This window comes from Paenibacillus paludis, from assembly GCF_042610515.1.
GTDB lineage: Bacteria > Bacillota > Bacilli > Paenibacillales > Paenibacillaceae > Paenibacillus_AQ.
The window spans coordinates 70,949-89,368 of sequence record NZ_JBGJZP010000006.1; the positions used below are offsets into that span (position 1 = coordinate 70,949).

An 18,420-nucleotide genomic window follows, 5' to 3' on the forward strand; every position below is an offset into this window, starting at 1 on the left:
AAAATGATGAAATTGAGCTTAAGCAAGAAGCCTATTTCCGCTATAATGGCCTCGATTCTGTTTCTCTCACTCATAACCGGATTGTTTACTGGTAGCCCCGGAACTGCAAAGGCCGCTTCGGCGGAGGAGACCCGATTTCTGCAATTATATGCTCAGCTAAAGGATCCGGCGAACGGCTATTTCTCGGCTGAAGGCATTCCCTACCATGCGGTAGAGACATTGATGAGCGAAGCGCCTGATTACGGGCATATGACCACTTCGGAAGCTTACAGCTACTGGATGTGGCTCGAGGTGCTGTATGGCCATCATACTGGCGACTGGAGCAAGCTGGAAACGGCTTGGGACAACATGGAGAAATACATTATTCCTGTTAATGAAGGCGACGGCAAGCAGGAGCAGCCGACGATGAGTTATTACAATGCGAACAGCCCGGCTACCTACGCTTCCGAGTATGCGCAGCCGGATCAGTATCCAAGCCAGCTTAGCGGAAAGTATACGGCAGGCAAGGACCCGCTTGATTCCGAACTGAAAGCAAGCTATGGCAACAACCAGACCTATCTTATGCATTGGCTGGTGGATGTGGACAACTGGTACGGCTTCGGCAACTTGCTGAATCCTACACATACAGCCGCTTATGTAAATACATTCCAGAGGGGCGAACAGGAATCGGTGTGGGAAGCTGTCCCGCATCCGTCCCAGGACGACAAATCATTCGGCAAGACAGGTGAGGGCTTTATGAGCCTGTTCACCAAAGAAAGCAATGCGCCTGCAGCACAGTGGCGTTATACCAATGCTACCGACGCAGATGCACGTGCAGTTCAGGCTATGTACTGGGCCCGGGAGCTTGGCTATAATAATTCAGTTTATCTGAATAAAGCCAAGAAAATGGGGGATTATCTCCGTTACGGCATGTACGACAAGTATTTCCAAAAGGTCGGCAGCGCAGCTGACGGCACACCGGAAGCGGGAACCGGTAAGGATTCCAACCAATACCTGCTTGCCTGGTATACCGCTTGGGGCGGCGGGCTTGGTTCAACCGGCAATTGGGCCTGGAGAATCGGCGCCAGCCATGCGCATCAGGGTTACCAGAATGTCGTGGCAGCCTATGCGCTTTCCAATCCGGACGGCGGTCTGGTTCCGGCATCAGCAACAGCAGGGCAGGACTGGAGCAACTCGCTGAAGCGCCAGCTGGAGTTCTACACCTGGCTGCAATCTGCCGAAGGCGCGATTGCCGGCGGAGCAACGAACAGTTACGACGGTGCTTATAAGGCCTATCCTGCCGGCACAAGCACCTTCTACGGCATGGCATATGATGACGCGCCTGTCTATCATGATCCGCCGTCCAACAACTGGTTCGGAATGCAGGCCTGGAGTGTTGAACGTGTGGCCGAGCTGTATTACATTCTGGCTGCAAGCGGCGACACAACCTCCGAGAACTTCCAGATGGCCAAGCAGGTGGTGAAGAACTGGGTGGACTGGTCCACGGACTATGTCTTTGCAGGCAGCCGGCCGGTTACGGATGCAGAGGGCTATTATCTGGACAGCCAGGGCAACCGCATTCTTGGCGGTGATAATCCCCAAGTGGCTACAGTTGCTGCTCCGGGAGAATTCTGGATTCCGGGCAATGTGGAATGGCAGGGGAAACCGGATACCTGGACCGGTTTTGCAAGCAGTGACGGCAACAGCAATTTAAAGTCAGTCACCAAGAGCCCGAGCCAGGATACCGGTGTACTCGGCAGCTATATCAAAGCGCTCACCTTCTTTGCCGCAGGTACTGAGGCAGAAAACGGCAGTTATACCGCGCTTGGCGGGAAGGCTCAGCAGCTGGCTAAATCCTTGCTGGATACAGCTTGGGGATATAATGATGGTGTCGGAATAGCAACTAAGGAGAGCCGTGGCGATTATGCCCGTTACTTCACCAAGGAGGTCTATTTCCCAAGCGGCTGGACGGGTACCTTTGGACAAGGCAATACGATTCCGGGAACAGCGACAGTACCTTCCGATCCTGCCAAAGGCGGAAACGGTGTCTACGCCAGCTATACTGACATCCGGCCGGATATTGTGAATGATCCCGATTGGCAGTACCTGCTTAACAAATATAATTCGTCATATAATACGGCTACCAAGCAATGGGAGAATGGAGCACCTGAATTTACGTATCACCGCTTCTGGTCCCAAGTGGATATGGCCACGGCCTATGCCGAATATGACAGGTTAATCAACAACAGCAGCGGTCCGGTCGAGCCCGTTGCCCCGAAAGCGCCCTCCAAACCGGCTGTTGTTGCCGGCGACGGTGTTGTACAGCTTAGCTGGAACAATGTAACTGCTGCCGACAATTATACAGTTAAGCGGGCCACTGTCAGCGGAGGTCCTTACAGCGATGTATCAGTAGTTACCCAGGCCACTTACAGCGATACCTCTGTAGTCAATGGAACGACCTACTTTTATGTTGTCAGTGCGGCTAACAAAGTAGGAACAAGCCCGAATTCACCCGAGGTCAGCGCCAAGCCAGCAGCGGTTCCCGAGCCGCCTGTGGGGGATCTGATCGTGCAGTATCGGACCAATGATACGAATCCGGGCGATGCCCAGTTCCGTCCGCAGCTGCGGATTGTGAACAGCGGGGACACTTCGGTTGCACTTAAGGATGTAAAGCTGCGCTACTACTACACGATAGACGGCGAGAAGGCGCAGCAGTTCAATGTAGACTATGCCGCTATAGGCAGCGGCAATGTGCAGGGAACATTCGTGAAGCTGACTCCCTCTGTGACAGAGGCAGATTATTATGTGGAGATCTCCTTTACTGCGGCTGCGGGCAGCCTTGCTCCCGGAGCCAACACCGGTGAAATTCAGCTGCGGATCAACAAAACCGATTGGAGCAATTATAACGAGATCGGTGAGTATTCTTACGACCCGGCCAAAACCTCGTTCACTGATTGGGCACGTGTACCGCTCTACCTGAATGGAACGCTGGTCTGGGGATTAGAGCCTTAAAAGTGCAATAGAAGGTAAAATGAAAAGCCGCAAATCCCCAATACTCCGGGACATTTGCGGCTTTGTTATTAATATCACATTTCATGTGCGAAACTGTGAAAATATGTGACAAAAAAATCTAATAGATGAGTCGAATTTTGTCGTATTTGTCATGTTACTTAACACAACAAAAATTTTTTATGGAAAAATCATTGATAATTTACCATAAGTCAATTAGAATAAACTCTAACATTCAGGGATTAATTCCAATATAATCCTAAAAGGCAATTCGTAGTTGATAGATAGGGTTACTGTATATCACATAGGTGCTCCTTGCTAAAAAAATCCTAGTGTTAGGGTGATGAACTTGAGTGAAGATTTGCTGCGTATTGAGAATTTAACGACATCCTTCAAGATTGCAGACGATTATTACGCTGCGGTCGATGATGTGACGCTCACGGTGAAGAAGAACGAAATCCTCGCCATCGTAGGAGAATCCGGATCAGGCAAAAGTGCGTTGGCTTTCTCAATAATAGGGCTGCACACCAAAGCAAAAATTGATGGACATGTGTATTACAAAGGTCAGGATATTGTCAAAATGTCCCCAGGCATGCTGAATAAGGTCCGCGGTAAGGAAATGTCGATGATTTTCCAGGACCCCTTAGCTGCACTAAATCCGCTAATGATTATCGGACGGCAGATTGAAGAGGTACTTCTCCTTCATGATACCGGCCTCTCCAAGAAACAAAGAAAAGCAAAGGTCATCGATTTGTTGACCAAGGTTGGAATTCCCCGTCCCGAGCATACATATCAGCAATACCCTTATGAATTATCCGGCGGAATGCGGCAGCGGGTAGTTATTGCCATCGCAATCGCCAACGGACCACAGCTGCTAATCGCCGATGAACCGACAACCGCACTAGATGTAACGATTCAACTGCAAATTCTTGAACTGATCAAGAAGCTCAAAAATGATATGCAAGCGGGAATTATCCTCATTACCCATGATCTGGGCGTAGTCAGTGAAATGGCAGATCGCGTAGCTGTTATGTACGCCGGGCAAATTGTCGAAATTGCTGATATTTATACGCTGACCTCCAACCCGCAGCATCCTTATACAAGATCTTTATTTAATTCGATACCTACGGTTAAGGAAGCGAAGTCCAGACTGCATGTGATTCAGGGAATCGTTCCGTCGCTCAAAAACTTGCCGCGTACAGGCTGCCGTTTCTCCGCCAGAACCCCATGGATTGATGAAACAGCCCATGAGGAGAATCCACAGCTGCATGAAATCGCTCCGGGTCATTTGGTCCGCTGCACCTGCTACAGACATTTTCATTTCCCCGAGAGCGTTGAGGAGGCTGACAGCCATGGCACTGCTTGAAGTTAAGGATTTACAGGTTCATTTCCCGATTAGAGGCGGCATATTCAGCAGAGCGGTCGGTGAGGTAAAGGCGGTCGACCGGGTCAATTTCAGCATTGAGGCCGGGCAGACTTACGGATTAGTCGGTGAATCCGGCTCAGGTAAGACAACGACAGGAAGAGCGATTATCGGGCTGAACGAGATTACGGGCGGCAGCATTCTTTTTGAAGGCGCCGATTTAGCCCTGAAGAACTCACGCAAGCTGAACAATGTACGCCGCGACGTCCAAATGATCTTTCAGGATCCCTATTCATCGCTCAATCCCAAGAAGCGTGTGCTCGACATCATCGCCGAGCCGCTGCGTAATTTCGACAAACAGTCCCCCCAGGAAGAGAAACGGAGGGTTCAGGAGCTGCTGGAGCAGGTCGGCCTGAGTCCGGACAACATTTATAAATATCCGCATGAATTTTCCGGCGGACAGCGTCAGCGGATCGGAATCGCCAGGGCGATTGCGCTGAAGCCCAAGCTGATCATCGCCGACGAGCCGGTGTCCGCGCTGGATGTTTCGGTTCAGGCACAAGTGCTTAACTTTTTACGGGACATCCAAAAGGAATTGAATTTAACCTACCTATTTATCAGTCATGATCTCGGAATCATCAGACATATGTGCGATCATATCGGCATCATGTACAAGGGACGGCATGTTGAGCAGGGGACCCCTAAGGATATTTTTGACAATCCGCGACATATTTATACGAAACGTCTGATTGCCGCAATCCCGGACATTGACCCATTGCAGCGTGACGAACGGACCCGGTTCCGCAAGTCCGTAAGTGAGGAGTACGAGGGAGCCTACCGGAATTATTTTGACAATGACGGTTTAGCTTATCCTTTACAACCCATTTCCGATACCCATTTGGTGGCCATGCCCGAGAAAGGTTGAGACGTATGTGGAAGATTATTGCACGAAGAATATTGATTATGATCCCTCAAGTATTTCTGCTCAGCATTCTGGTATTTCTTATGGCCAAAGCCATGCCCGGAGATGCGCTCACCGGTTTGCTCGATCCGAACATTGATCCGGCAACCATTGAAGCGATGCGGGAACGGCTCGGCCTGAATGATCCGTGGTACATCCAGTATTGGGATTGGATCACTAATGCCCTGCAGGGAGACATGGGCCAGTCCTTCCGCTTTAAGATGCCGGTAACTGAGCTGATTGGCCAGCGGCTGATGAACACGGTGTGGTTATCTGTGACGACCCTGGTCATTACCTATTTAATTGCAATACCGCTCGGCATCATTAGCGGACGTTTCAATGACACCTGGGGCGACCGGTTGATTACAGGATATACCTATGTCGGTTTTGCGGCTCCCTTGTTTATCGTAGCCCTGGTTATGCTCTGGATGTTTGGTTTCTACTTTCATTGGTTCCCTACCGGAGGAAGCGTATCACCGGGCGAGGTCCCCGGGACGATGAGTTACATTCTGAGCAAGTTATATCATTTACTGCTTCCGGCCATATCCATCGCGCTGATTACTACCGTCGGGACGGTCCAATATCTGCGGAACGAAATCATTGATACGAAGCAGAAGGATTTTATCCTTACGGCAAGAGCAAAAGGTGCCTCGGAATCACGGGTGTACAACCGCCACATCTTACGCAACTCCCTCCTGCCGATTGCCGCTTTTTTCGGGTATGAGCTTACGGGATTGATTGGCGGTACCATCTTTGTAGAGAGTATTTTCAGCTATCCCGGCATGGGCCAGCTGTTCCTGAGTTCCATCGTTATCCGCGATTTCACCGTTGTAACGGCACTTGTGCTGCTGTATGGGATTGCTCAAATCATCGGATCCCTGCTCTCGGATATCATATTAGGCATTGTTGATCCCCGTATCCGGATTAAATAATGATCAGAACTTGTTGAGGTGAATGTAATGGCAAAATCAAGCGCTGAGCTGTCGCTCCCGCAGGATATGGAGAAGAGCCCATCCGGATGGAGAATCCTCTGGAAGGAAATTTTCAGAGATAAACTGGCTTTGGTCTCCCTGATTTTTCTAGGTGTAGTTGTATGCGGAGTATTTGGCATCGCCCTGTTTCTGGATCAAAAGCAGATTGTAACCGTCGATCTGTTCGCCTTATATGAGAAGCCTTCGGCTAAATTCTGGCTGGGCACCGATTACGGCGGACGCGATGTGTTCGGCCAGCTCATTATCGGTACGCGCAACTCGCTCAGTATCGGTATTATGGTCACTCTGATGACGGGTGTTATCGGTATTCTGGTAGGTCTGATCTCCGGCTATTTCGGTGGATTCGTCGATAATATCTTTATGCGTTTCGTGGATTTCTTTATGATCCTGCCGATGCTGATGATTGTCATCGCGTTTGTTACGGCGGTTCCCAAATATAATACCTTGTCCTTTTCACTGATCATGACGGCATTTCTATGGATGGGCATCGCGAGGCTAATACGCTCGAAGACACTGCAGGAGAGGGAACTGGAATATGTCCAGGCCTCCAGAACGCTGGGCTCCTCCCATCTTAAGATTATGTTCAACCAGGTACTGCCGAACTTAAGCTCCATCATTATTGTTACGATGACGCTGAATTTGGCCGCCAACATCGGCCTGGAGTCGGGACTCTCGTTTCTCGGCTTCGGTTTTCCTGAAAGCACGCCTAGTCTGGGGACGCTGGTCAGCTATGCCCGGAATCCGCAGACGCTGCAATCGAGATGGTGGATATGGTTACCCGCATCACTGCTGATCCTGGTATTGATGTTGAGTATAAATAATGTCGGTCAGGCGCTTAAGCGTGCGACGGATGCAAGACAAAGAAAAGGATAATAAGGGAGGAAGAAACAAGAATGAGAAAAAGAAACTCTGGCAAGACCATGCTCTTCACATTGATGCTTGTCCTGACGCTTGCGGTTACGGCCTGCGGCTCAGGCAACAACGAAGCGGCTGAGCCTTCAACAACAGCCAAGACAGATGCAGCTGCTACTGCTGCTCCAACTGCAGCACCGGCAGCAGAAGACGGGCTGTACAACATCGCAGATTTCAGCAATGTTAAGACGAACCAGGGTGAAGCCATTGAAGGTGGCACACTCAACTTTGGCCTTGTATCCGATACTCCCTTTGAAGGAACTTTGAACAACAATTTCTCCTCCGGTGTTCCGGATTCTCAGGTGCTGGACTGGTTTGACGAAGGCTTGCTGACCTGGGATAAGAACTATGTGTATACCAATGACGGGGCGGCTACCTATGAAGTCTCTGAAGATGGACGTACCTTCACTTTTACCATCCATGACAATGTAAACTGGCATGACGGCAAGCCTGTTACTGCCGAAGATTGGCTGTTTGCCCATGAAGTTATCGGTAATCCGGCCTATGATGGCCCTCGTTACGGCTCTGATTTCACTAATATTGTAGGTATGGAAGACTACCATGCCGGCAAAGCAAAGACCATTTCCGGAATCAAAGTACTTAGTGAGAAAAAACTGGAAATCACTTATGTAAAATCCACTCCATCCCTGCTGACAGGCAGTATCTGGATTTATCCGCTGGCTAAACATATTTTCGGAAATATGGATGTAGCCAAAATTTCCGCTTCCCCTGAGGTCCGTCAAAAACCAATTGGTTTCGGTCCATTTAAAGTGGAAAGTATTGTACCTGGTGAATCCGTAGTATTTGTCAAGAATGATGACTACTGGCGCGGCGCTCCAAAGCTGGATAAAGTTGTCCTGAAAGTAATTCCACCGACTACGGTTGTGCAGGAGCTGAAAGCCGGAAATATCGATTTGGTCGACAGCTTCCCGATTGACCAGTTCCCTGATAACTCTAAATTGTCCAACGTTGAATACCTTGGAGCAATTGACCGTGCTTATACTTACATTGGCTTCAAGCTTGGCAAATGGGACGCGACCAAAAAAGTGGTTGCTCCAGATCCGAAGGCGAAGATGGGCAATGTAGCTCTGCGTAAAGCGATGTGGCAGGCAGTGGATAATGATGCCGTCGGCAAGAAATTCTATCATGGTCTGCGCTGGAACGCGACTACGCTGATTCCGCCATCCCATCCTGAATTCCACGATGACAGCAATCCTGGAGTAACGTTTGATCAGGAAGCAGCAAAGAAAACACTGGATGATGCAGGCTATAAACTTAACGGAGAATTCCGTACCAATCCGGACGGCACGCCGCTGACGATCAATTTCATCTCCATGACAGGTTCTGATATCGCTGAGCCGCTGGCCCAATATTATGTGCAGTCGTGGAAAGCCATCGGTCTGAATGTAACGCTGGAAATGGTGGAGTTCAACACCTTCTATGACCGCGTAGGTTCCAATGGTGAAGATGATCCTTCTGTTGATGTATACCAAGGCGCTTGGACAGTCGGTATCGACGTGGATCCACAAGGACTGTATGGCCGCGACGCTATCTACAACTTCCCGCGTTACGCAAGTGAAGAAAGCGACCGTCTGATGAAAGAAGGCGTATCGGAAGCAGCATTTGATGTAGCGAAGCGTAAAGAAATCTACAAAGAGTGGCAGCAGCTGATGGTTGACGAGATTCCTGTATTCCCAACCCTTTATCGTGCAGAACTCGTTCCGGTTAATAACCGCGTTCTGAATTACGCTATTGGCGATGGAACAGGTATTTACAAAAATGAGCTTGCACTGTCCGCCGACAAGGGGATTGCTGCACAGTAATTTTCCGGGATTTAGCAACCTGTAATTCAAAACCTCCTTGCGGCTTTTGCAGCTGCAAGGAGGTTTTTGTATACACATCGGGCTAAACGCTATCGCCTTAGCCACATAGAAACGGCTGCCGACCTTGGTGGGGTCAGCAGCCGTTTTTAGGTGTGTTCATTCGGTTCTTATTGCTGCGGCTGCGGTATTACCTTCTCTGCAGCTTCAATCGTACCTCCGCCGAGGCATTCCTCGTCCAGGTAGAAGACAACAGCTTGGCCCGGTGTGATCGCCTTTTGCGGCACATCGAAGGCAACATGCACGGTACCGTCTTCCTGTGTTGTTAGTGTTACGCCCTGATCAGGCTGGCGGTAGCGGAACTTGGCGGTGCACTTCAGCGGTGCATCCGTAAGGGGAAGGCCGTCTATCCAGTTGACACCGGAGGCGATCAGACTGGTGGAGTAGAGGCTGTGGTGCTTGTCCCCTTGGACTACATACAGGATGTTGCGGTCCAGATCCTTCTCAGTCACAAACCACGGCTCACCATTGCCGGAGCCGCCAATTCCCAGCCCCTGGCGCTGGCCCAGTGTATAATACATCAGGCCCTCGTGGCGGCCCTTCACCTCGCCTGTGGCGATATCGACCATGTCTCCGGACTGGGCAGGCAGATACTGGCTTAGGAATTCACGGAAGTTACGCTCCCCGATGAAGCAGACGCCGGTGCTGTCTTTTTTCTTGGCTGTGTACAATCCGGCTTCCTCGGCGATTCTCCGTACTTCAGGTTTTGGCAGATGTCCGATCGGGAACATCGCTTTGGAAAGCTGGTACTGGTTCAGCGCGTTCAGGAAGTAGGTCTGGTCTTTATTGCTGTCCACGCCGCGCAGCAGCTTGAACTTGCCGTCTTCCTGAATGACCCGTGCATAATGCCCGGTAGCCACGTAATCGGCGCCCAGTTGTAGTGCCTTATTCAGGAATTCTCCGAATTTGATCTCGCGGTTGCACATCACATCCGGATTTGGTGTGCGTCCGGCCTTATATTCATCGAGGAAATAGGAAAAGACTTTATCAAAGTATTCCTTCTCGAAGTTAACGGTATAGTAAGGAATATCGATCTGCTCACACACGCGGCGGACATCCTCTGCGTCAGTCTCGGCCGTGCATACGCCAAACTCATCGGTGTCGTCCCAGTTCTTCATGAAGATACCGATGACGTCATAGCCCTGCTGCTTCAGCAGAAGTGCCGTAACGGAGGAATCAACCCCTCCGGACATGCCGACGACGACACGTGTGTCTTGGTTTGCCTTTGTCATCGTAATCACCATTTTCTATACAAAAAATACCGGTTATTGATACAAACACCCGGCTCATTTTGTATTATAACACACCTGTCTAGCTTAAACTGCCCGTGAGGACGGGAAAATGCAGCAGAAAAGACGTTAAAATTGACAATTTGTCCACCACTGGCGAACATTCATGTGAAAAGTTACTTTTTTGGCTCCAAATATGTCCATAAATATGATAACATAAGCTGAGAGCAAACATCGGAATACCTTGATATGACATATCTCATGTCGTAGCAATGGATTATGATTCTATCAGCAACTAAACCGAAAGAGGTGCCCCTTGAAGATATCGACAAAAGGACGTTACGGATTAACCATTATGATGGAGCTTGCCCTGAAATTTGGCGAAGGTCCAACCTCACTTAAAAGCATCGCCGAGAAAAACGGACTATCCGAGCATTACCTGGAACAGCTCATTGCCCCACTGCGCAACGCAGGGCTTGTGAAGAGCATTCGTGGTGCTTACGGCGGCTATATCCTTTCACGCGAATCCATCACCATTACAGCCGGTGATATTATCCGGGTGCTGGAAGGCCCCATATCGCCAGTTGATTTTACAGAAGAAGATGATCCGGCAAAACGCGACCTCTGGTTGCGCATCCGCGACAGCATTGCCGATGTGCTGGATTCCACCACATTGTCCGACTTAATCAACTATAAGGAAGAAAGCAAGGCTGACAACTATATGTTTTATATCTAACAGGAACTAAAATTCCGTTGATTTCAAAGGGATTTTTGAAAAATGTTACCCGCCTGGCAGAAATCTCAACTCGTCCTTCTCAAGAAATTTGAGGAGGATTTTTTTTCTCCGATTTTACGTGCCGTCTTTTTCTCCTTAGGTATTACCACATCCTCAGTCGGGTCTGCTTCAATTAAACCCTTGCGTCTTGCATGTTTAAACATAAGTGAGGTCTAGGAAAAGGACGAAAGCTTAGCGGTTCTTTTGTCCGGGTTGCAAGCAACTTCATCCTATTAGGCGGTTCCATAAATTTTATTGATATCAGAATCGACTAAGATTGCCGGTTCCCACTATGTGTGAGATCGATTTGAAATTAGAGCATACATAAAATAACCCGACTAGAGACTGAGGTGTGGATTTTGACTTTGTAATATACTCTACCAATAAAGACTTTGGGAGGGTGTTATGAGAAATTATGGACTTCAATTTTCGTTGACAGGCCTTTTATTATACGCATTACAGCTACTTCCTAATATAATCTGGATGCTAGTGCCTCCAACAAATAATGTGCTTACTGGAAATAGTTCTGCCTATAAAACACTGAATATTATAGAGGGATTGTTTGGGGTGTTAACGGTTATTCTAATGGTTGTTCTGATAAACAAAGGCGAAGGAAGTAACAGTAACTTTTATATTAGACTAGCAGTTTTGTTTTTAGCAGCCTATTATATTTCTTGGGTTTTCTATTATAATGGCGTGGTTGCTCCGTGGTTACTGATACTAGGAATTGCATGCATGCCGCCTTTGTATTTCTTTTTTGTCGGACTTTGGATGAAAAACTATGTCCTTCTTGTTCCATGTGCTATTTTTGGAATTACCCATATTTTGATTACTTGCATGAATTATTTGAGACCATAAAGTGTATTAACGGAATACAGTGACTAGACACCTAGTATCCAACTTATTGAAGATCCAGATTCTATAGGCCATCTGATGGAATGTGGAGGGATTGAAGAAGGATTTACGTCAGGGTCCATTAAAATTGATGGCGCCCGATTCGTCAGGAAACATTTTGAATTTAGAGCATACATAAAATAACCCGCCGGTATTTGATTGAGCTGGCGGGGCTTGATTTCATTCACAAACAGAACTAGGTTCATTGTAGACAGTAGGGTAGAGCTCCATCAATTTGCTTTCCATTTCACAGGCTTTAACTATAGTTTCCTCTAACTCGCTTGATGCAATATCATCGTCAAGGATAGATTCCATTAGATTTGTGTATTCCTCAGCTAAATCCTGATTTTTATCTATCTCGTTAATAGTATTCTCGTAGTCAGACCAAGCTTTGTCCAGTTCATCCCCCATATGAATCAGGTCTTGACGATCCCGTTCCTTTTTCGCGTCATAAAGAAGTTTCCCACCAATGCTTCCCCCAATTAATACGAGTATAATAATCAATGTCCACCAATTCTTACTATTCATAGCTCCCCCTAAATCTGATAATAAATTCAGAATCATTCTATCAGAATTGGGTAATATTTACTATGTGCTTTATAGAGAACGATACAGATTCCTAAATAACCCGTCAACCTTAAGTGGTGCGGGGATGTTGGACATTTGGGTAATAACTACTATTCAGATGAGGAGGTATAAAATGAATAAAACATTGATTGCTACAGTTACCAGCATTCTTCTGTCCGCCTCAATTCTCGGTGCATGCAGTAACAATGAAACAGTAAACGAGGCAGAGCCTACAGCGTCAAGTGCAGCGACTATGCCTGTTATTGAAGCTACAGCCACTCCTGAACCTTCTGCTACTCCCGCAGCCACGGAGGCGCAGGAGTCCGCCAGTCCGGACGCTACTGATCCTCAGACATCCAAACGTCCGGAGACCCAGGCATTTGGTGAACAGGAGGGAGGGGTCTCAGGGCAAGAAGGTACACTTGAGCAAGGTGATGGATATTCCCTGTATGTCTTTGAGGATTTCATATTCGATGAACAGTCTGGCCGTTTATCACTCACTGAGGACCCCACCTATTATGCCGAGATTGAACACTTGCCATCCGGTTACGATCTCACCGCTCTGAAGCAACAGGGACAAACTGAGCTTTCTGCAATGGGTAAGGCTAACGATCATAGCGGGGAGCTGTTTGAGCATCCTCTGGGTTTTGCAGATTTATATCTGCAGGCTACCGGTGATAAGGGAATAGAGGATTATATGGTGTGGAAGAATCAAGCGGGGGAAGCTTTTCTTTTCCGGATACACAATCCTAAGGGTGAACTGTCGAATAAATTTGCTCCATGGGTAATGGTTTCACTGTCAACGCTTGAAAGGAATTAAGAGTTGCCATAGCTTTTAATAAAAAAGCAAAAGGTTATTCCATATTAAAGCTATATTGACTAACGAATTCACTTATGATTTTCAGCGGGTTTATTCTGAGGTGATGCGGCTGGTCCGGTGAGGCTTGGGACTGGGGCGAAATGTGGGGGATATGGCTGCATCTTCAAAGCATAGTAAAGCCCTGCTACCGTGATGGTCAGCAGGACTTTTTGTTAATGAACGGGAGGGTAGTGATTGTCGGAAAACCGGAACATTAACTGTCAGCAAGCCCATGTTGTATGTAAAGAAATTTAAGGCTCTATTGAAGCCTGAAGAACTTGGTACCAAGAAGGAGCTAATGGTGGATCATTGGTGCATTCCCTTTCCCGGTTAAAGAGTTTTCGAACATATCAATAATCTCCAAGAATCTCTCTGCTTCACGGAAAACGTGATCCGCAAGCAGCGGGTGTATGATGCTTTTAATTCTGCATTGTTCGATTAAATCCCGGGCTGTTTTCTTAAAATCCTTTAGTGATTTCACTGATACTCTATTCTGATCAAGAAATTGGCTTAAGATAGGACCGGTTTGCGATTGAGGTCTCATGGATTCAATATCTCTAGCCTGAAATAATAATTGATCAAAATCTTGACTGAATTCTCGGGCCTGCTCGACAAGCTTCCGTTCTGAAGGATCTAATAGATGACCTATAAATTTGGCGTGGTCGGCCATAATTCTTAAGAAAAATACATTTTCATCAATAATAGCATCATATAATGGCTCTAATTTGCCTTGGTTTAGCTCTTCCAGCCGATTTCTGAAATAATTGGCTTCTCTACTTACATGATCCACTAAAAGTGGGAAATTCGTTTGTCCAGGGAGCTTGCAACATAGAATTAAGCCAAGTACTTTTCTTTTGAACGCCCATATGTGACATACTGCGGTATGAACCTCCTGATTAAATTGGTGAATCGTTGCAGGGTCTGTATCAAGGGAGAAAGCATGCACCCGTCTCTCAATGTCTTCGAAAATCCGGTAAAAGTGATTAGCTTCTTGTTTCAGGACTGTATCTTCCGCCCGGAACCCCAATCCTAGAAACAAGGAATGTTCTTTCATAATTCTTGACCAAAAGCTGACCTCTTCCAGTGACCGGGCGACAAACATGTTAGACATAATATCCCTCCTTAACATCTTTATAGACCTTATGCTTGTTAAGCTTGGATGGATACCTAATTATTTATAGAGGATGGACACAGCTTGGTATTGAGGATAAGAACATGAATTTTAATGTTGTTATCGGAAGCTTACTGATTGCCCAAGCAAAGAGATTATGCCTGCATACCCTAAGCTGTATTCTATTTTTAAGGAGGAATCGTTATGAGTGAAAATGTCGGTGGATACGGCGGAGCGTGGACTTCTACGGGTGCTATACTCGTGTTGTTTATATTGTTGGTAATTATCTCTAAGACAATCCTGCTGTAAGCTTTAAATCGCTTTAACTCTAAAATAGTCTCCGCCAGCACCCAAGCTGGCGGATTTTTTGCTTGCGATTGAATTTTCAAACCCAAAAAGCCCTTGATCCGGGTCATTGCTGCGATTCTTCGCTATGCTTCTTTAATTAACTCCTTATAATCGTTGCGGACGTTGCCCACTGCCGGTGAGACGGGATAAGCCCGCATATGCTCTGCATTATATGGCCGCAATAGCTTCATTAGAGCGGGGACGTCATGATTGTGCCGGTCAAGCCACGCTGTCTCAGCTTCAGAGGTGAGGATAACCGGCATGCGGTCATGAATCTCAGCCATCAGGCTGTTGGATTCTGTAGTAATAATTGTGCAGGTGCTGAGCTTATTGCCGCTCTGATCCATCCAAATATCGTACAAGCCGGCCATGGAAAAAAGCTTCCCGTCACGCAGCGTAATTCTCAGCGGCTGTTTGCCGCCTTCCTGCGGCTTCCAGTCGTAGAAGCCGTCCGCAGGAATCACGCAGCGGCGCGAGCTCACCAGGTTTTTGAAGGATGCTTTTTCCAGAAGGGATTCTGCACGGGCATTGATCATTTTGCTGCCGCTTTTGTCATCCTTGGCCCAGGACGGGACCAGCCCCCAGCGTAATTCCCCAAGCTTATTATGCTTGCCATTATGAATAACTGCCGGGATATACTGCATCGGGGCCGCGTTATATTTTGGGGCATAGTGGACAATGGTGGTGTCATTCGTAAAATAACGCAGCATCAACTCATCCATGGTTACGGTAATTGTGTATCTTCCACACATGCTGATTTAGCCTCCCGGTTCATTTATGATGTGGTCTGAATTTGTTTACAGTGCTGTAGCCCTCATGCTATGCTCGGAGTATTTCACATTATTATAAATGAAGAAACGGATGATAGCGAAACGAAGGAGAGGATTCCGCATGATTATCGTAAGCTCCTGTCTCGCAGGAATGAAAGTAAGATACAACGGCACGGATTGTCTCGATACAAGCCTTCAAAAACTGCTGGATAACAACAAGGCAGTTGCTGTGTGTCCAGAATTGCTTGGCGGATTCTCGACACCGAGGGAACCGGCGGAAATTATCGGCGGCGGCGGGGAGGATGTGCTGGAGGGGAAGGCCAGGGTAATGGACCGGTCAGGAAATGATGTAACCGAAATGTACCTCAAAGGAGCCTATGAAACGCTGGAGAAAGCCCGGGAGATCGGAGCCACCACCGTAGTACTCAAAGAAAACAGCCCTTCTTGCGGCAGTGCGATGATCTATAACGGACAATTTGCCGGTGTGAAAATTCCCGGGCAAGGTGTAACGTCCGCCCTGCTGAGAAGAAACAATATTGAAGTGATTTCTGAGCAGCAGCTCTCCGCTCGGCTGGAAGCTTTGGAATGTGCTGGAAAGTGAGTGGCTTAGCGGGAATTCCCACTAACAGACCCCTAAAGGTTGTTACAATATTGTGTTTATTCTCAGGTGGTAAAAGGCGACATTCAGCAGTATAATCGAGTAGTCCTGTAAGAAAATCCTGAATTTCAAGAAGCGGAGAATTTAGTCATGAAACCCATCTATTTGGACCACGCCGCCTCAACCCCGGTTCATCCGGAGGTGGCCAAGGTTATGTACAATATGCTGCTTGAACAATACGGCAATGCGTCCAGTGTGCACACGTTCGGACGTTCCGCCAAAAAGATTGTGAACGGGGCACGCGATACCATCGCGGGCTTTTTAGGCTGTGCTCCCGATGAATGGGTGTTCACCAGCGGAGGCACGGAGAGCGATAATCTGGCGCTGTTTGGAGCTGCAGCTGCTACCAGAGAGAAGGGCGAACATATCATCACCACAGCAATTGAGCATCATGCCGTTCAACATACGTGCGAAGAACTGGAGAAGCAGGGCTATGATGTTACCTATCTTCCGGTTGATTCGACAGGTCTCGTCTCGCTTTCAGATGTGGCAGCCGCTTTGCGAGATGATACGGTATTGATCAGTGTGATGTTCGCGAATAATGAGGTAGGAACAGTAGAACCTATAGAAGAGATTGGCCGTCTCGCTGCCGAACGGGGCATTTTGTTCCACGTCGATGCTGTACAGGCTCTCGGGATGATTCCCATTACACTTCGCGAGCTTCCCGTTGATTATATGAGCTTTTCCGCCCATAAAATAAATGGCCCGCAGGGCATCGGTGGATTGTATGTACGGCGCGGTGCGCCGCTGCATTCCAGACAGCACGGAGGACTCCAGGAGCGCGGCAGACGGGCGGGAACGGAGAGTCTTGCTAGCACAGCAGGTTTTGCCAAAGCGGTGGAGCTGGCGGTGCAGGGGCTTCACGGGCGGCAGGATAAAGCGCTTGAGCTGCGGAATGTGCTGCTGCAGGAGCTGGACAGCCGTATCGGGCGGCAGAACTATGTGATTAACGGAAACGAGCAGCATTTTTTGCCTGGAATTCTGAATGTGAGTTTTCCGGGAGCCCGGACCGATGTGATGCTGATGAACCTTGATATGGAGCGGATTGCTGCTGCCAGCGGCTCAGCCTGCACCTCTGGTTCACTGGAGGTTTCGCATGTTCTGCAAGCGATGAATCTTCCGGAAGAAGTTTTGGACTCGGCGATTCGTTTTAGCACAGGTTTGGGTAATACTAATGAAGAAATAAAGCTTGTTGCAGAAAAAGTTGAAACCATCCTGAGACGGTTGCGTAGTGTAGACTAGGATTTTTTTCGGTCTCGTATCCGTTTTGGTATTTGGCTCTTTAACCATAAGTGATTTGAAAGTACACTCAAAGCGAGGGGACTAAAGCAGCCATGAAACTTCAAGATATGATCGGCCTGGCTGTATATGAAGTTGAAGAAGGTAATGAAATCGGCAAAATTGTCGATGTTGTACTGGATTCAAACTGGAATATTACGGGTATTGAACTGGAAAGCAAATCTTTTTTTTCCAGTCATGTGAAAGTTGTGGCATGGGAAGATATTGTCGCTTATGGCGAAGATGCTGTCATGATTCGCAGTAAAGAGTCGATACTAAAGGCCGACACTGACCATATACCCTATACTTTTCTTTTAGGAAAGAAGAAATTGAAGGATTTGCAGGTACTGACTGCATCCGGAACGATACTTGGAAGAATATCCGATGTTTATTTTGACCAGAAGTTGGGAAACACAATAGTAGCGCTGGAAATCAGTGACGGGCTTGTAACTGATTTGATCGAAGGCCGCAAATGGCTGCCTTGTTCTGAAGAAATGTCCATTGGGGAGGATTCCGTACTGGTTCCCGCGATGAGCGAAGAACGGCTCCAAAAAGCCATTAATATTGTTAACGGATAGGTGGAATGTATTATATGAAGTGTCCAAACTGCAACTCCAAGGATATCGGCAAGATCGGTTCCCACCAGTTCTATTGCTGGGGCTGTTTCATCGAACTTACGGTTAACGGCGAGAAAATGTCGGTTTATCAGGTTGAAGAAGACGGCACGCTCAGTTCGCTTGACGATCTGTTCTCCGGGGAAGAAATTGCCCAGGATTATCCGCAGATCCATGCATCTTCCTGATCCTTAGCCTGGTTCATGCTCCAAAAGAGTTAC

General features: G+C 47.8%; 18 protein-coding genes. 14 read left to right on the forward strand and 4 right to left on the reverse strand.

Translation table 11 applies throughout. The features are described from left to right. Positions 1 to 6 precede the first annotated feature (6 nt). The 6 genes from ACAN56_RS13205 (at position 7) to ACAN56_RS13230 (ending at position 9,039) form a co-directional block, all read left to right on the forward strand. Positions 7 to 2,991, forward strand: a complete 2,985-nt coding sequence (locus ACAN56_RS13205) for a glycoside hydrolase family 48 protein (protein WP_379143787.1) — start codon at positions 7 to 9, stop codon at positions 2,989 to 2,991. Between the two features lie 346 nt (positions 2,992 to 3,337). After that, entirely contained in the window at positions 3,338 to 4,354 is a 1,017-nt protein-coding gene (locus ACAN56_RS13210) for an ABC transporter ATP-binding protein (protein ID WP_076109149.1), read from the forward strand. Continuing rightward, entirely contained in the window at positions 4,341 to 5,276 is a 936-nt protein-coding gene (locus ACAN56_RS13215; RefSeq protein ID WP_379143314.1) for an ABC transporter ATP-binding protein, read from the forward strand. The genes ACAN56_RS13210 and ACAN56_RS13215 overlap by 14 nt, the downstream gene beginning before the upstream one ends. Positions 5,277 to 5,281: 5 nt before the next feature. Next, a complete protein-coding gene (gene opp4B / locus ACAN56_RS13220; protein ID WP_342436876.1) occupies positions 5,282 to 6,244 on the forward strand; it encodes an oligopeptide ABC transporter permease in 963 nt (320 codons plus the stop codon). A 27-nt stretch (positions 6,245 to 6,271) separates the two neighbouring features. Next, positions 6,272 to 7,177, forward strand: a complete 906-nt coding sequence (locus ACAN56_RS13225) for an ABC transporter permease (protein ID WP_076109146.1) — start codon at positions 6,272 to 6,274, stop codon at positions 7,175 to 7,177. Positions 7,178 to 7,197: 20 nt separating this feature from the next. Next, a complete protein-coding gene (locus ACAN56_RS13230; protein ID WP_379143317.1) occupies positions 7,198 to 9,039 on the forward strand; it encodes an oligopeptide ABC transporter substrate-binding protein in 1,842 nt (613 codons plus the stop codon). Between the two features lie 167 nt (positions 9,040 to 9,206). Here the strand turns inward: ACAN56_RS13230 and mnmA are convergent, their stop codons facing one another. Continuing rightward, the gene (gene mnmA / locus ACAN56_RS13235; protein WP_379143319.1) at positions 9,207 to 10,328 is read right to left on the reverse strand and encodes a tRNA 2-thiouridine(34) synthase MnmA; all 1,122 of its coding nucleotides are present in this window, start codon (positions 10,326 to 10,328) and stop codon (positions 9,207 to 9,209) included. 313 nt (positions 10,329 to 10,641) lie between these two features. On the opposite strand from mnmA, the gene cymR reads away from it, so the two are divergent. Next, positions 10,642 to 11,061 carry a cysteine metabolism transcriptional regulator CymR gene (cymR, locus tag ACAN56_RS13240; protein ID WP_038595549.1) on the forward strand — a complete coding sequence of 140 codons (420 nt, stop codon included), beginning with the start codon at positions 10,642 to 10,644 and terminating at the stop codon, positions 11,059 to 11,061. A 444-nt stretch (positions 11,062 to 11,505) separates the two neighbouring features. Beyond that, a complete protein-coding gene (locus tag ACAN56_RS13245; RefSeq protein WP_379143321.1) occupies positions 11,506 to 11,958 on the forward strand; it encodes a hypothetical protein in 453 nt (150 codons plus the stop codon). 216 nt (positions 11,959 to 12,174) lie between these two features. Here ACAN56_RS13245 and ACAN56_RS13250 read toward each other — a convergent pair whose 3' ends face one another. Then, entirely contained in the window at positions 12,175 to 12,522 is a 348-nt protein-coding gene (locus ACAN56_RS13250) for a hypothetical protein (protein ID WP_038595544.1), read from the reverse strand. 172 nt (positions 12,523 to 12,694) lie between these two features. Between ACAN56_RS13250 and ACAN56_RS13255 the strand changes: the two genes are divergently transcribed. Further along, on the forward strand, positions 12,695 to 13,381 hold the full coding sequence (locus ACAN56_RS13255) for a hypothetical protein (protein ID WP_038595542.1): 687 nt from the start codon (positions 12,695 to 12,697) through the stop codon (positions 13,379 to 13,381). Positions 13,382 to 13,715: 334 nt separating this feature from the next. Here ACAN56_RS13255 and ACAN56_RS13260 read toward each other — a convergent pair whose 3' ends face one another. After that, complete coding sequence (locus ACAN56_RS13260) at positions 13,716 to 14,531, reverse strand: DUF2935 domain-containing protein (RefSeq protein WP_379143324.1); 816 nt, start codon at positions 14,529 to 14,531, stop codon at positions 13,716 to 13,718. 204 nt (positions 14,532 to 14,735) lie between these two features. Between ACAN56_RS13260 and ACAN56_RS13265 the strand changes: the two genes are divergently transcribed. Beyond that, on the forward strand, positions 14,736 to 14,840 hold the full coding sequence (locus ACAN56_RS13265) for a YjcZ family sporulation protein (RefSeq protein ID WP_218642507.1): 105 nt from the start codon (positions 14,736 to 14,738) through the stop codon (positions 14,838 to 14,840). A 122-nt stretch (positions 14,841 to 14,962) separates the two neighbouring features. Here the strand turns inward: ACAN56_RS13265 and ACAN56_RS13270 are convergent, their stop codons facing one another. Then, on the reverse strand, positions 14,963 to 15,631 hold the full coding sequence (locus tag ACAN56_RS13270) for an SOS response-associated peptidase (protein ID WP_038595537.1): 669 nt from the start codon (positions 15,629 to 15,631) through the stop codon (positions 14,963 to 14,965). A gap of 139 nt (positions 15,632 to 15,770) precedes the next feature. Here ACAN56_RS13270 and ACAN56_RS13275 point away from each other — a divergent pair, with 139 nt between their 5' ends. From ACAN56_RS13275 to ACAN56_RS13290, 4 genes are all read left to right on the forward strand, one after another. Next, the gene (locus ACAN56_RS13275; protein ID WP_038595535.1) at positions 15,771 to 16,250 is read left to right on the forward strand and encodes a 2-thiouracil desulfurase family protein; all 480 of its coding nucleotides are present in this window, start codon (positions 15,771 to 15,773) and stop codon (positions 16,248 to 16,250) included. Between the two features lie 147 nt (positions 16,251 to 16,397). Continuing rightward, positions 16,398 to 17,549 (forward strand): cysteine desulfurase family protein, encoded by a 1,152-nt coding sequence (locus tag ACAN56_RS13280; protein ID WP_379143327.1) that lies wholly within the window; start codon positions 16,398 to 16,400, stop codon positions 17,547 to 17,549. Positions 17,550 to 17,641: 92 nt separating this feature from the next. Beyond that, positions 17,642 to 18,163 (forward strand): PRC-barrel domain-containing protein, encoded by a 522-nt coding sequence (locus ACAN56_RS13285; RefSeq protein WP_038595530.1) that lies wholly within the window; start codon positions 17,642 to 17,644, stop codon positions 18,161 to 18,163. 14 nt (positions 18,164 to 18,177) lie between these two features. After that, on the forward strand, positions 18,178 to 18,387 hold the full coding sequence (locus tag ACAN56_RS13290; RefSeq protein ID WP_020428077.1) for a hypothetical protein: 210 nt from the start codon (positions 18,178 to 18,180) through the stop codon (positions 18,385 to 18,387). Positions 18,388 to 18,420: the final 33 nt, after the last annotated feature.